The organism is Clostridioides sp. ES-S-0049-02 (assembly GCF_020658465.1).
In the GTDB taxonomy this organism is placed as follows: Bacteria; Bacillota; Clostridia; order Peptostreptococcales; family Peptostreptococcaceae; genus Clostridioides.
Genome location: NZ_JACVWG010000004.1, coordinates 31,385 through 46,355 on the forward strand (window position 1 = coordinate 31,385; position 14,971 = coordinate 46,355).

At 28.9% G+C, this 14,971-nt stretch carries 12 protein-coding genes; all 12 read left to right on the top strand.

Annotation, left to right across the window (positions count from 1 at the left end):
- The first annotated feature begins 251 nt into the window (after nt 1-251).
- The 12 genes from IC213_RS11450 to secA all read left to right on the top strand — a co-directional run bounded on the left by IC213_RS11450 (nt 252) and on the right by secA (nt 14,966).
- Nucleotides 252-2,471 (top strand): ATP-dependent RecD-like DNA helicase, encoded by a 2,220-nt coding sequence (locus IC213_RS11450; RefSeq protein WP_227434549.1) that lies wholly within the window; start codon nt 252-254, stop codon nt 2,469-2,471.
- 2 nt (nt 2,472-2,473) lie between these two features.
- Nucleotides 2,474-3,256: a ComF family protein gene (locus tag IC213_RS11455; protein WP_227851676.1), complete on the top strand. Its 783-nt coding sequence runs from the start codon at nt 2,474-2,476 to the stop codon at nt 3,254-3,256.
- Between the two features lie 343 nt (nt 3,257-3,599).
- A complete protein-coding gene (locus IC213_RS11460; protein WP_227863091.1) occupies nt 3,600-5,504 on the top strand; it encodes a BglG family transcription antiterminator in 1,905 nt (634 codons plus the stop codon).
- A gap of 139 nt (nt 5,505-5,643) precedes the next feature.
- Nucleotides 5,644-5,952, top strand: coding sequence for a PTS lactose/cellobiose transporter subunit IIA (locus IC213_RS11465; protein WP_227483559.1), 309 nt, complete (start codon nt 5,644-5,646; stop codon nt 5,950-5,952).
- 26 nt (nt 5,953-5,978) lie between these two features.
- Complete coding sequence (locus tag IC213_RS11470) at nt 5,979-6,305, top strand: PTS sugar transporter subunit IIB (protein WP_227434553.1); 327 nt, start codon at nt 5,979-5,981, stop codon at nt 6,303-6,305.
- Nucleotides 6,306-6,343: 38 nt separating this feature from the next.
- Nucleotides 6,344-7,678 carry a PTS cellobiose transporter subunit IIC gene (gene celB, locus IC213_RS11475; protein WP_227434554.1) on the top strand — a complete coding sequence of 445 codons (1,335 nt, stop codon included), beginning with the start codon at nt 6,344-6,346 and terminating at the stop codon, nt 7,676-7,678.
- A gap of 10 nt (nt 7,679-7,688) precedes the next feature.
- Complete coding sequence (locus IC213_RS11480; protein WP_227863092.1) at nt 7,689-8,207, top strand: GrdB-related putative oxidoreductase; 519 nt, start codon at nt 7,689-7,691, stop codon at nt 8,205-8,207.
- A 93-nt stretch (nt 8,208-8,300) separates the two neighbouring features.
- The gene (locus IC213_RS11485; protein ID WP_227831454.1) at nt 8,301-9,260 is read left to right on the top strand and encodes a N(4)-(beta-N-acetylglucosaminyl)-L-asparaginase; all 960 of its coding nucleotides are present in this window, start codon (nt 8,301-8,303) and stop codon (nt 9,258-9,260) included.
- Between the two features lie 53 nt (nt 9,261-9,313).
- Nucleotides 9,314-10,366: a Sapep family Mn(2+)-dependent dipeptidase gene (locus IC213_RS11490; protein WP_227831453.1), complete on the top strand. Its 1,053-nt coding sequence runs from the start codon at nt 9,314-9,316 to the stop codon at nt 10,364-10,366.
- Nucleotides 10,367-10,368: 2 nt separating this feature from the next.
- The gene (locus tag IC213_RS11495) at nt 10,369-11,043 is read left to right on the top strand and encodes a copper homeostasis protein CutC (protein ID WP_227434558.1); all 675 of its coding nucleotides are present in this window, start codon (nt 10,369-10,371) and stop codon (nt 11,041-11,043) included.
- Between the two features lie 564 nt (nt 11,044-11,607).
- On the top strand, nt 11,608-12,159 hold the full coding sequence (gene hpf / locus IC213_RS11500; protein ID WP_227434559.1) for a ribosome hibernation-promoting factor, HPF/YfiA family: 552 nt from the start codon (nt 11,608-11,610) through the stop codon (nt 12,157-12,159).
- Between the two features lie 131 nt (nt 12,160-12,290).
- A complete protein-coding gene (gene secA, locus IC213_RS11505; RefSeq protein ID WP_227434560.1) occupies nt 12,291-14,966 on the top strand; it encodes a preprotein translocase subunit SecA in 2,676 nt (891 codons plus the stop codon).
- The last annotated feature ends 5 nt before the right edge of the window (nt 14,967-14,971 follow it).

Below are 14,971 nucleotides of genomic sequence, written 5' to 3' on the forward strand. Positions count from 1 at the left end.
ATTTAATCTATGTTTTAGAAGTAAGCTGGTTGAAATAAAATAATTATTTATATATGGTACCTTTACTTTAAGGTACCATATTTTTAGGGTGCAGATTTTTTTTGTTTCTGATAAAATGTATAATAGTTAGAAATTAAGTTAAGTATAAAAATATAGAAAAATTTTCTGATAGAATCCTATCATAGAACTTAATATATTTAAGTATACTAACATACGAACGGAACAATTATTAGTATTTTTAGGAGATAAAAATGGAAAAATTAGAAGGAATGATAAGTGAAATAGTCTTTAAAAATGAAGATAATGGCTATACAATAGCTCATCTGGTAAATGAAAATGATGAAATTGTTGTTGTAGGATGTATGCCTACTTTAGCAATGGGAGAGAGTATAGAGGTTGAAGGTAAATGGGTAAACCACAAAATTTATGGAACTCAATTTGAAGTGAATAGTTTTATGCCAGTGACACCATCATCTTTGGAAGGAATTTATGTTTACTTATCTTCTGGTATGATACATGGAATTGGCGAAAAAATGGCTAAGAGAATAATTGATAAGTTTGGTGTTGACACACTAGATATAATACAAAACTACCCAGAAAAATTACAAGAAGTAGAGGGGATAGGTAGTAAAAAGGTAAAGCAAATAGTAAAGAGTTATGAAGAAGATAGAGAATTAAGAAACATAATAATTGAACTATCTCCTTTTGGAATAACACCCAACTACTGTCTAAAAATATATAAAAAATATAAAAGTAGTGCAATAGAAATTATAAATAAAAATCCGTATCAGCTTGCTGAAGACATAAGAGGAATAGGGTTTAAAGTAGCTGATAGTATAGCTAATAAAATTGGTATAGATAAGAATTCTAAAGATAGAATATGCCAAGGAATATTATATACCTTAAATAAATCACTAAGTAATGGGCATACATATTTGCCAGAACATATTCTAATACAAGATTCGGAAAAATTGTTGGAGTTAAGTGGAGACATAGTAAAAGAATGTGTAATGATGTTGGTATATAATCAAAAAATACATATAGAAAAAGTAAATAATGAAAATCTCATATATCTTATGCCCTACTATTTGTCTGAAAATGGAGTATGTAGTCAAATAGTAAAATTGTCGCAGTATGAATTTGAAGATTTGAATATAGATATAGAAAATGAAATTAAAATTTTAGAAGATGATAAGAATATTAAGTTAGCAGAGAAGCAAGTTTTAGCAGTTAAAGAATCTGTGAATAGTGGCGTATTAATTATAACTGGTGGGCCAGGTACCGGAAAAACTACCACTATTAATGCAATTATAGATATATTTGAAAATAATGGGAAAAGTGTAACTTTAGCTGCTCCAACGGGAAGAGCAGCTAAGAGAATGAGTGAAACTTCTAATAAAGAAGCAAAGACTATACATAGATTATTAGAAATGGGATTTTCAACAGATGATGATTTAACATTTTTTAAAGATGAAGAAGACCCAATAAATTCAGATGTAATAATAGTCGATGAAGTATCAATGGTAGATATTATCTTAATGTATAATTTACTTAGAGCAATAAAATTAGGAACAAGAGTAATATTAGTTGGGGATAGCGACCAATTACCTTCTGTAGGTGCAGGCAATGTACTTAAGGACATGATAGATTCAAATATTATAAATGTAGTCAAATTAAATGAAATATTTAGACAAGCTCAACAAAGTATGATAATTGTGAATGCGCATAAGATAAATAATGGAGAACCACTTCATTTAAATACAAAGGGAAAAGACTTCTTTTTTATAAGAAAATCAACAAATGAAGAGATATTAAATGAAATAATAGGTTTGGTAAATGAAAGATTACCTAAATTTTATAATGTCGATAAACTAAAAGATATACAAGTGTTATCTTCAATGAGAAAAGGAGAGCTAGGAGTTACCAATCTTAATATAGAGTTACAAAAGTATCTTAACAAAAAGGAGAAGTTTAAAGTAGAAGAAAGTTTTTCTAAAAGGTTGTTTAGAGTTGGTGACAAGGTAATGCAAGTAAAAAATAATTATACAAAAAAGTGGGAGACAGAAGACCAAAAGGAAAGTGGGGAAGGTATATATAATGGAGATATAGGCTATGTATATCATATAGATAAGGATAAGAAAACTATTTATGTACTATTTGACCAAACTAAAATTGTATCATACTTATATGATGAATTAGATGAGATTGACCATAGTTTTTGTACAACCATACATAAAAGTCAAGGAAGTGAATTCCCAGTCGTAGTGATACCAATAACTTGGGCTCCTCCTATGTTACTAAGTCGTAATTTATTATATACAGCAGTGACAAGAGCAAAAAAATTAGTTGTGTTAGTTGGAGATGTGAAATATTTGGAATATATGATAAAAAATAACAGAGTAAATCAAAGATATTCAAACTTAGGATATAAGTTAAACAAATTCAAACAAGAAGGGCTGTTGATAGAGTAAATATGAAAATATGCAATGATAATTTTATTAAGAGTCTTAGAAATCTAATTAATAAATGTCTGGATTTTATTTATCCTGAAAATATAAATTGCATAATTTGTGATAAATCAATAAAAAAAACTAATACCTATTCAGTCTGTAAAAGTTGTTTTAATGAAATGAATTTTATACTAAATGGGTGTATAAAATGTGGAAAGCCAATAATACATCATTCACTTGAAAAAGAATTTATTGAAGGATGTAGCTATTGTTTTGATAAAAGTTTTTATTTTGACAAGTCAATCTCCTGTATTGAATACAACGAGATAACTAAAAAAATAATATTAGGATTAAAGTACAATCAAAAAACATTTATGGCTAAATACATAGCGCAAATAATGAAAGAAAAGTTGGATTTAGAAAATGTGAAATTTGATTATATATTATTTGTTCCACTTCATAAGAAAAGACTTAATAAAAGAGGATTTAACCAAGCACAAAAAATAGCTTTGAGTTTGAGTAAAATAATCAATGTTCCAATGTTAGATTGTATATCCAGGGAAAAAAATACAAGGATGCTTTATAAGTTAAGTAAACAAGAGAGAAAAAAGGAATTAAAAAATGTATTTGCTGTTAATGAAAATATTAAATTAATAAATAATAAAAATGTACTTTTGATAGATGATATATTTACAACTGGCGTGACAACAAATGAAATATCTAAGATTTTAAAGTTATCTGGTGTTAATAAGGTTTTTGTAATGACGTTGCTTACAAGAGCAAATGACAACTACGTTATGGAATAATCTTATATATTGACAATTTTACTTTAAAATATTAAAATGAATAAGTGATATTTAGGTCTGTGGTTGAAAGTCCAAGCCAGTCGCAGGCAAAAGGATCCACGTAAGTTAACACTAAAAATTGGGTTAATGAGCATGGTGCGGCTTAGAAGTAAGACCTACCGATAATAAAATCGAGAGAGAGTAGTAGTGCGGCGAACCCAAGCGAACCCTCCAGTAGGCGAGTGTGGGGTCAAAGACCAGGTCAGCTAAATATCATATTAAAAGAGAGCTAGCATAATGTTTTTATGTGTAGCTCTTTTTTATATATAATAAATTTAGATTGAATCATAAAGAGGTGATATATATGAACAAAAGACAAGAGAACTTGTTGACAGTATTGCTATTGAAAGAAGAATTTATAAATATCAATGACATTGCTAACGATTTTGAGTGCTCAGAGAGAACAATAAGAAATGATTGTAAGTACATTGATGAATGGTTGTCTACTTTTTGTAGTGCTTATATTAAAAGAAAGCCTAAAATAGGAATTAAGTTTAGTGGAGATGATACAGATAAAATAATAGTAAACCAGAAGTTAAGAGGTGAAGTTAAAAGAGTAAATAGTGAACTCCATAAACAAGTTGAGATATTGAATCTATTACTTTGCAATAATAAGAAGATTACCTTAAATGATTTGTCCAATAAATTGTATATAAATAAAAATATTGTTAGGGAAGAAATAAATACATTATCAGTAGAATTAAGTAATTATAATTTGAAAATTTCAACTAAAACGGGCAGTGGTATATGTATTGAGGGAAATGAGAAAGACATAAGAATAATGTTAGTGGCATTTTTATTTAAATATATAGATAAATACAGACTAAACATGGATGAAATAGAATATTTCCATATAGTAGACATAATAGTTGTCAAAAATATAATGTCTATAATAGAAGATAAAATGGATATAAGACTTACAGATGTTTCATTCAGGCAATTGATGTTATTTTTACTTATAAATATCATACGAATAAGGTTGGGGAATTCTTTTGAAATAGTAAATATTAAAAAAGAATTAAAGTTAGAAATTCTTATATTAGATATAGAAAATGAGTTGAAATCCAGTCTATCTATAGTATTAAACCATGAAGAAAAATTATTTATAGAATCACTAATACTTGGCATGAATAAACAAATAAATAGTAAAGATACTAAAAAATCACTATACCTTAATGAAGAATTATCAGAGTATACAAAAAGAATTATAAATCTGGTATCAGAAGAATCGGGTATAAACTTTAATAATGATATATTGCTTTATGACCAATTAATATGTCACTTAAATGTTACAATGCACCAAATGCAAAGTAACGTTTATTTGGAAAATCCACTTTTAGATAATATAAAAAATAAATTTTGTTTTTTATTTACAGTAATTTCAAATTCAATAGGAATTGAGCAAAAAGGAACACAAATAACTGAAGATGAAATAGGTTATCTTACTCTTCACTTTCAAACATCTTTAGAAAGAAAAAGTAATAAGAGAGAATCAACTAAAAAAGCAAGTATCGTGTGCCCATTTAGTTTTGGAGTAAGTATGTTACTAAAAGTAAAGATAGAAAAGAGATTTAATAATATAGAAATAGTTGAAACACTAAGGGAAGAAGATTTAAGAAGAGATAACTTCAATAAAATGATAGATTTTATAATTGCATTTCAAGAATATGAAAATGTACAAAAGCCAATTTTTATAACAACGCCACTATTTACTGATGAAGATGAAAATAAACTCAAAGAATTTACCAACAAAATAAAAGAAAAAGATACATCATATAAACTTATGAATAGATTAATGATGTCTGATTATTTAATAAGAGAGCTAGAACATAATGATATTTATGAGGCTATAGCATACTTAACTAATTTATTAATCGAAAAGCATTATGCAGATAAAGAATATTTAAATTCTATTATAGAGAGAGAAAAGGCATATCCAACTAATGTTGGGAAAGGAATATTATTTCCTCATGGAGATATGAAGTATATAAAACAATCTGTCTTATGTTTTGCAAGATTGAAAACACCAATAAAAATTAGAAATGGAAAATACATAAAGATTATACTTTTATTAGCTTATAAAAAAGATGATGATAGAAAAGTATTTAGAGAATTATTCAAAGAAATATCTAAATTGACAGAAGATGAAAATATGCTTGATGTGCTAAGTAATTGTGATATTAAAAATATAAAAAATATTCTTATATAAATTTATATCAAAATGTGAATAAGCACAAAATTTTCCATGTAGTGGAAAAAGTTGTGCATGTTTTTTTGTTTTTATAAGATATTATATATCTATCAGATAGAAATCAGTTAAAAGTAGACAAGTAATTTAGGAGGAAGAAATGGAAGAAATAGTATTAAAGATTATAATTCATGCTGGAAATGCAAAATCTATGCTTTATGAAGCTCTTGATTGTGCAAAGGAAAACGATTTTGAAAAGGCTGATGAATTAATCGAAAGTGCAAATGAAGAAATATTAAAAGCACATAAAGTACAAACAGAACTTATACAAAAGGAAGCAGGAGGAAATAAATCAGATATATCTATTTTACTAATTCACTCTCAAGACCATTTAATGACTTGTATGAGTGAAAGAAACCTTATAAAAGAAATGATAGTGCTAAGAAAAGAAATTCAAAAATTAAAATAAAAAGTAATTAAGGGGGATTTAAGATAATGAAGAGAAAAGTATATTTATTTTGTAGTTTTGGTATGTCAACAAGCTTACTTGCAGGAAAGATGCAGAAAGTAGCAGATGAACACAATTTACCAATAGAAGTAGAAGCATTTCCAATAGCAGAAATTGATAAGATAGTTGCAGAGAAGAATCCAGATTGTATATTGTTAGGACCTCAAGTTAAATACATGCTAAAGGAGTTAAAGCCAAAGTTTGAAGCTCAAGGAAAACCTGTGGATATAATAAACGAAACTGATTATGGAACTATGAATGGAGAAAAAGTACTAAAGCTTGCTATAAAATTAATAAAATCTAAACAAGCTTAAAATATAGTAAAAAGATACTGAGAAATGAGGGTGGATAGATGAATAAATTGGAAAGAATACTTATGCCGTTGGCTGAAAAAATAGGTAAAAATAAATTATTAATTGCAATTAGAGATGGTTTTTTAGTATCATCACCATTATTGATAATAGGGTCATTATTTTTATTAGTAGCAAACTTCCCAATAAAAGGATGGGACGAATTTGTAGGTCAAATTTTTGGTCCAGATTGGGCAGTAAAATTACAACAGCCAACTATAGCGACTTTTGAAGTAATGACTTTACTTGCAGTTTTAGGAATTGGTTACTCTTATGCTAAACAAATAGATGTAGACCCAATTGCATCAGCAGCAGTTGCAATAGTCGCCTTTTTTATAGTTACACCATTTGTAATACCATATACACCAGAAGGAACAAAGGCAGTCTATATGGTAACTGGTATCCCATTAGGTTGGATGGGTTCTAAGGGAATGTTTGTAGGAATGATAACCGCAATAACATCTGTTAAGTTATTTGCAGTAGTTGTCAAAAAAGGGTGGACATTGAAGATGCCAGATGGAGTTCCTCCAACTGTTTCAAAATCATTTGCTGCATTAATACCAAGTGCAATAGTTATGGTAGTTTTCTTTTTAGTTAAGATTGCTTTTGAAGCTACACCATATGGAAGTATACATGAATTTATATTTAAGTTTTTACAAATGCCATTATTAAAATTAGGAAATAGTTTAGGTGCTATGGCAATAGCTTATATATTCTTACATTTATTCTGGTTCTTTGGAATAAATGGTAGTAGTGTTGTTGGAGCTGTCTATAATCCAATATTAAAAATTTTATCAGCTGAAAATTTAGCGGCTTTTCAAGCTGGTTCAAAAATACCAAACATAATAACTGGTCAATTCCAGGATATGTTTGCAACATTTGGTGGGGCAGGTAGTACACTATCCTTAATTATAGCTATGTTACTTATATGCAAAAGTAAACGTATAAAATCAATGGGTAAATTATCAATTTTACCAGGGATATTTGGAATAAATGAGCCATTAATATTTGGTCTACCAATAATGCTTAACCCAATATTATTGATACCATTTGCAATAGTTCCAACAATAAACATAATAATAGCTTATTTCTGTATGTCAGCAGGATTAGTACCACTTACAAATGGAGTTCAATTACCATGGACAACTCCAATTATATTCTCTGGATTTCTAACAACAGGATGGCAAGGTGCTTTATTACAAATAATACTTCTTGTACTAGGAATATTTATGTACATGCCATTTATAAAGATGTTAGATAAACAATATTTAAAAGAAGAAAAAACAAATGTTGAAGAGGAAGATGATGATATATCTTTTGATGATTTAGTATTATAGGAGGAAAATTATGAAGAAAATAGTTATGATATTGGATCAAATACAAGCAGGTGCAGGTGGGAAAGAAAAAAGCAATATACCTCCTGCTGGAAAATCAAGTCCATTAGGTCCAGGTGTAATGATGGAACCATTTTTAAAAGAATCTAAAGTAATAGCAACACTTTTCTGTGGGGATGAATTTTTTATAAACAATGAAGAAGAAGTGACAAATAAAATGATAGCTATGGTTAAAAAGTTAAATCCTGATGTAGTAATTTGTGGACCAAGTTTTAACTATGAAAATTTTTCTAAGATGTCAGCAATATTATCTAAAAATATAAATAATAAAACAGATATACCAGCTTTTGCAGCTATGTCAGAAGAAAATACATACGTAATAAACGAATACAAAAATAATATATGTATAGTTAAGACACCTAAAAAAGGTGGAATTGGACTTAATGATTCACTAAACAATATATGTAAATTAGCAAATTCAATAGCAAATAAAGAAGACATAACTTTAATGAAAGAAGAATTTTGTTATTAATTAACACTTTACTAGGGGACAGGTTTAAGTAAAATATTATTTACATTAAAGTATGTGGATAGAGTTTCTATAATTAAGGAGGGATTTTCTGATATGTGGGGAATGATAGCAACATGGAGAATGGCTATAGAAGGAATCACTGAAGCATCAGAACATTTAGAAAAAGGAATGGAAGCAGGAGATGCTGTAGAACTTGCTGTAAGAAGAGTCGAAGATTATCCATTCTATAAATCGGTTGGATATGGAGGACTTCCAAATGAAAATTGTGAAGTAGAACTTGATGCTGCATTTATGGATGGAAACACACTAGATATAGGAGCAGTTGCAGGTATAAGAGATTATTCTAACCCTGTCAGCATAGCTAGAAAACTAAGTTATGAGAAAGTGAATAATTTCTTAGTTGGAATCGGAGCTGAAGAATATGCCCATAAAAATGGATTTGAAAGAAAAAATATGTTAACAGATAGAGCGAAACTACATTATAAGAAGAGAAAAAAAGAAACTTTAGATAAAGGATTAAGCCCATATGCTGGTCATGATACTGTTGGGATGATATCTTTAGATAGAGATGGAAAGATGTGTGCAGCAACCTCAACAAGTGGTCTATTTATGAAGAAAAGAGGTAGAATAGGAGATTCTGCACTATCTGGTTCAGGGTTTTTCGTTGATAGTAACATAGGAGGGGCTACAGCTACTGGTCTTGGAGAAGATTTGATGAAAGGGTGTATATCATATGAGATAGTTAGACTTATGAAAGAAGGAAAACATCCACAAGAGGCATGTGATATAGCAGTAAATGAGTTAGATGAACAACTTATCAAAAGACGAGGAAAAGCTGGAGACTTATCATTAGTTGCTATGAATAATAAAGGAGAATGGGGAGTAGCTACAAACATAGCTGACTTTACATTCTCAGTAGCTACTAAAGCAGAAGCACCTACAGTGTATATATCAAATAGAATAGATGGTAAAACTATACATAAGGTTGTGTCAAACGAGTGGATGGAAGCATATGAAGCTAGGATAAAGGCTCCAATAGAAGTGAGTGAATAAAGTTTGTATTTATGCAGTAAAGTAGAGTCTTTAATATTTAAAAGGAGATTTTTATGAATATTATAAACAATAAAGTAGACGAGATAAAAGAACATTTATTAAGTGATATTGTAGATATTGTAAAAATACCTAGCGTTGAAGGGGAGTCAGAAAATGACTTCCCTTTTGGCGAAAAGGTAGGAAAAGCACTCAATAAAGCACTAGAAATTTCAAGAAAATTAGGCTTTAAAGTTAGAAACTTAGACAATTATATTGGTTATGCAGAATATGGAGATAGCGAAGATTATATCTGTGTAATTGGCCACATAGATGTAGTACATGAAGGGGAAAATTGGATATATCAACCTTATGGAGGAGAAATATATAATGGAAAAATCTATGGTAGAGGGGTATTAGATAATAAAGGACCTATAATGTGTGCTTTATATGGATTATATGTTATTAAGGAATTAGGTTTAAAGTTAGATAAAAAAGTTAGGATAATTTTTGGCACAAATGAAGAAAGTGGATTTAAAGATATACCATATTATTTAAAAAAGGAAAAACCTCCTATAATGGGGTTCACACCAGATTGTAAATATCCTGTTGTATATGGTGAAAAAGGTATGGCGAAAATTATAATCAAAAATAACTGTAACTATAAGGAAGATACATTTCTAAGCTTTATAGAAAATATGTCTGAAAAGGTGATTGTCACAAATCAAGAGTTACATAAAGAGAATAGTTACATAATACTGGAGATAAAGGTAAAATATGAATTTAGTTATAAACTAGAAGATGTCTTAGATGAAATAAAATCTAATTTTCCCAATGGTACAGAGATAGAAGTAATTTCTAATTTTAATCCTGTATATTTTGATAAGGATAGTGAGCTTGTTAAAAAACTTCAAATAGCTTATGAAAGAGTAACATCATTAGATGGTACTCCAGTAACAACTAATGGAGGTACATATGCAAAAGTAATGCCAAATATAGTTCCATTTGGACCTTCGTTTCCAGGACAAAAAGGAATAGCACATAATCCTGACGAATATATGGATATAGATGATATAATCTTAAATGCAAAGATATTTTCAAATGCAATATATGAATTAGCAAAGGAGTAGTTATGCTAGAGATAATAGGAATGACAGTAGAAGACGCTAAGATTATAGAAGATTGTGGCGCAGATAGAATAGAATTAGTTAGTGCTTTAACTGAAGGAGGGCTAACACCAAGTTTTGGACTTATAGAAAGTGTTGTTAACAGTGTAAAGATACCTGTGAACGTAATGATAAGACCACATGCTAAAAGCTTTGTATATAGTAAAGAAGACATAAATATAATGTTAAAAGATATAAATACAGTCAAAAAGATTGGAGCTAATGGAGTTGTATTTGGAATGTTAGACAAGAATAATAATATAGATGAAGAAAATTTAAATTTTTTGTTGCAATATTGCGATAATCTTGATGTTACATTTCATAGAGCAATAGATGAATCAAATACAATAGAAAGTGTTAATCTTTTAAAGAATTATGACAGAATTACAAATATATTAACGTCAGGGGGAAAGGGAAGTATAAGAGAGAATATAAAAATTATAAAAGATATGATGCTTAACTCTAATAATATAAAAATTCTTTTAGGTGGAGGTCTTAATTTTAATAATATAGTTGAAATAAAGGGAGTAACTAAGGCAAATAATTTTCATTTTGGTACAGCTGTTAGAATAGATAAAAATCCATTTGAAGATATAGACAGACAAAAGCTAAAACAATTAGTGGATATAATTTCGAAATAATATAAACATATATAATTTATATAACTTATTAGATTAAATAAAGAGTGTTAGTCAATTGTAGTTTGGGTATATGAATATTATGAGTATTGATTAAGAAATTATTGTTATGATGCTTTACTATTTTTAGATAATTTTGAAGTTAAACTAAATAGTGAAAGAAAAAATGAAATATGGAGGTCTTAGAAGGTGTATAACTATGAAAAATTTATAAAAGTTAAGTAACATATAATACATATAATTTCCTAAAATTACCACTTTATGACATGAATTCACATATTAATAAACAATTATTGGAGATATTTGTGGATAGAAAGGATAATAAAAATAGCTTTAAATACACAGGAACAAGAGTTATTAACAGTTTTATCCACATTATCCACAGGGTATTATTATAATATTAATCCACATAAGCATTAAGGTGATTAAAAATGAAAAATAATTCTATCAATTGAATAGAAAAAATCACAAAAGTTAATAATAAAAGAAGGATTATGAGATTTCGTGTAGAATATATTATTAAGTATAAATTTTCTTATACTGGCATAATTGAAGGGAGATGTACTTATGAACATAATTATATCTGGAAAACAAATCGAATTAACTGATGCAATAAAAAATAAAATCGAAAGCAAGTTAAGTAAGTTAGATAATTACATTCATCCAGACACTGATGTAAAGGTTACAGTAAGTGCTAAAAAAACAAGACAAAAAATAGAAGTAACAATAGCTACTGTAAATGGTCCTATAATTAGAGCAGAAGATATGCAGGAGAATTTATACACAGCTATAGATGTTGTATATGATAAATTAAGCAAACAATTAAAAAAATATAAAAAGAGATTACAAGATAAGCATCAAGACAATAAGAGTATAAGATTCCAAGATGCAGAGATAAATCTAGCAGATGAACAAGAAGATTATGAAGATGAAAATCAAGATATAGTAATTCAAAGACGTAAGAAATTTAGTGTTAAGCCAATGAGCGAAGAAGAAGCTGTATTACAAATGGAATTAGTAGGACATGATTTCTATATGTTCAAGAATATAGATTCAGATGAAATAGCTGTAGTTTATAAACGTCATAATGGCGGATATGGTATAATAGAACATGAATAAAGCAATTTAGATTTAATCATATTAGCTATCGATAAATTATTTATCGATAGCTTTTTAAATTAATATTAAAAGTATAGTTTTTATGGTAAAATGAATAATAGTACAATAAAGAACGAGGAGAGATGTAAAATATGAGCTTTATGGATAGTTTATTCAACATGGCAGATAAAAAAGAATTGAAAAAGTTCAATAAGACTGTTGATATAATAGATTCATTAGAACCTAAATTTGAATCTATGGCAGACTCGGAACTTAAAAATATGACAAATACATTTAAAGAAAGATTAGAAAATGGAGAAAGTATAGATGATATACTTCCAGAAGCATTTGCAGTAGTCAGAGAGACTTCTAAAAGAGTATTAGGTCTTAGACACTACAGAGTTCAAATGATTGGAGGTATAGTATTACATCAAGGAAGAATAGCTGAGATGAAAACAGGTGAAGGTAAAACTTTGGTTGCAACTGCTCCTGTTTATTTGAATGCTCTTACTGGAAAAGGTGTACATGTTGTAACGGTAAATGATTATCTTGCAAAACGTGATAGAGACCAAATGGCAAAAGTTTATGAGTTTTTAGGAATGAGTGTAGGTGTTATTGTACATGGTCAAAATCCAAAAGTTAGAAAAGAACAATATGATTGTGATATAACTTATGGTACAAATAATGAATATGGATTTGACTATTTAAAAGACAATATGGTAATACACAAAGAGCAAAGAGTTCAAAGAGGATTAAATTATGCGATAGTGGATGAGGTCGACTCTATACTTATAGATGAGGCTAGAACACCACTTATTATATCTGGTCCTGGAGATAAATCAACTCACCTATACTCAGATGCAAATACATTTGTGTTAACTTTAAAACCTGATGACTATGAATTAGAAGAAAAAGATAAGGCTGTATCTCTAACAGCATCAGGTATACAAAAAGCAGAAGTATATTTTAATGTTGATAATATAACAGATATATCTCATACAGAGTTATATCACCATATAAATCAGGCTTTAAGGGCACATGTAATAATGAAAAAAGATGTTGATTATGTTGCTAAAGATGGAGAAATAGTAATAGTTGATGAGTTTACTGGTAGACTTATGTTTGGTAGAAGATATTCAGAAGGCTTGCATCAAGCAATAGAAGCAAAAGAAGGTCTTAAAATACAGAGAGAATCTAAAACACTAGCTACTGTAACATTCCAAAATTACTTTAGAATGTATAAAAAACTTTCAGGTATGACTGGTACAGCAAAAACAGAAGAAGAAGAGTTTAAAGCAATATATAAAATGGATGTCTTCCAAGTGCCTACTAATAAGCTTATGGTGAGAGAAGACTTGCCAGATTGTGTATATAAAAGTGAGATAGGTAAATTTAATGCTGTAGCTGAAGAAATAATTGAAAGACATAAAGTTAATCAACCAATACTTGTAGGTACAGTTTCGATAGAAAAGTCAGAACTACTATCACAAATATTAAAGAAAAAAGGTATTAGACATGAAGTATTAAATGCTAAACACCATGATAAAGAAGCAGAAATAATAGCTCAAGCAGGTAGACTTGGAGCTGTTACAATAGCTACTAACATGGCTGGTCGTGGTACTGATATAGTTTTAGGTGGGAATCCAGATTTCTTAACTAAGAGAGAAATGAGAAGAAATGGATTTAAAGAAGATGTAGTAAATAGAGTTGATACTCCAATAGAAGGAATACCTGTGGCAGGAAATGAAATTTTGTTTGAAGCTAGAGCAGAGTACGAAAGATTATATAAACAATTTAAGCAACAAACAGAAGACGAACAAAAACAAGTAGTAGAAGCAGGTGGACTTGCTATAATTGGTACAGAAAGACATGAATCTCGAAGAATAGATAACCAGTTAAGAGGTCGTGCTGGTCGTCAAGGTGACCCAGGTAGCTCAAGATTTTATATAGGTCTTGATGATGACCTTATGAGATTGTTTGGAAGCGATAGAATATCTGGAATCGTAAATAAAATAGGTCTTGAAGAAGACATGCCTATAGAACATAGAATATTATCTAAGTCTATTGAAGGTGCACAAAAGAAAGTCGAAGGTAAAAACTTTGGAATAAGAAAACATGTACTTCAATATGATGATGTTATGAATAAGCAAAGAGAAATAATATATGCAGAGAGAAAACGTGTATTAGAAGGTGAAGATTTACAAGAGCAAGTACAATCAATGACTCATTCTATAATAGAAGAATCAGTGACTCTTTATACAAAAGATAAAGGATTTGATGAAGAAGGATTTAAGGAACATATGTATAATCTGTTCTTACCAAAAGGTAGTATAGAAATCCCAGAGATAGAAAAGCTTAATCCAGTTGAAATAACAGAAAAAGTTTATGAAATAGCTATGAAGATATATACTGCAAAAGAAGAACAAATAGGTTATGAAAGAATGAGAGAAGTTGAGAGAGTTATCTTACTTCAAGCTGTTGATAATCATTGGATAGACCATATAGATGCAATGGATCAATTACGTCAAGGTATAGGGCTTCGTGCTGTAGGTCAACAAGACCCAGTTATTGCTTATAAAATGGAAGGTTTTGATATGTTTGATGAGATGAATAAACATATTAAAGAAGATACTGTAAGATATTTATTTAATATAACAATAGAGGCTCCAGTAGAAAGAAAAGCAGTTGTAGATGTTGAAAATCTAACTTCTCCCTCAGATGGAACTCTTCCAACAAGCAAAACTATTAAAAAAGATGAAAAAGTTGGAAGAAATGATTTATGTCCTTGTGGAAGTGGTAAGAAATATAAAAACTGTTGTGGAAGATAGTTTTG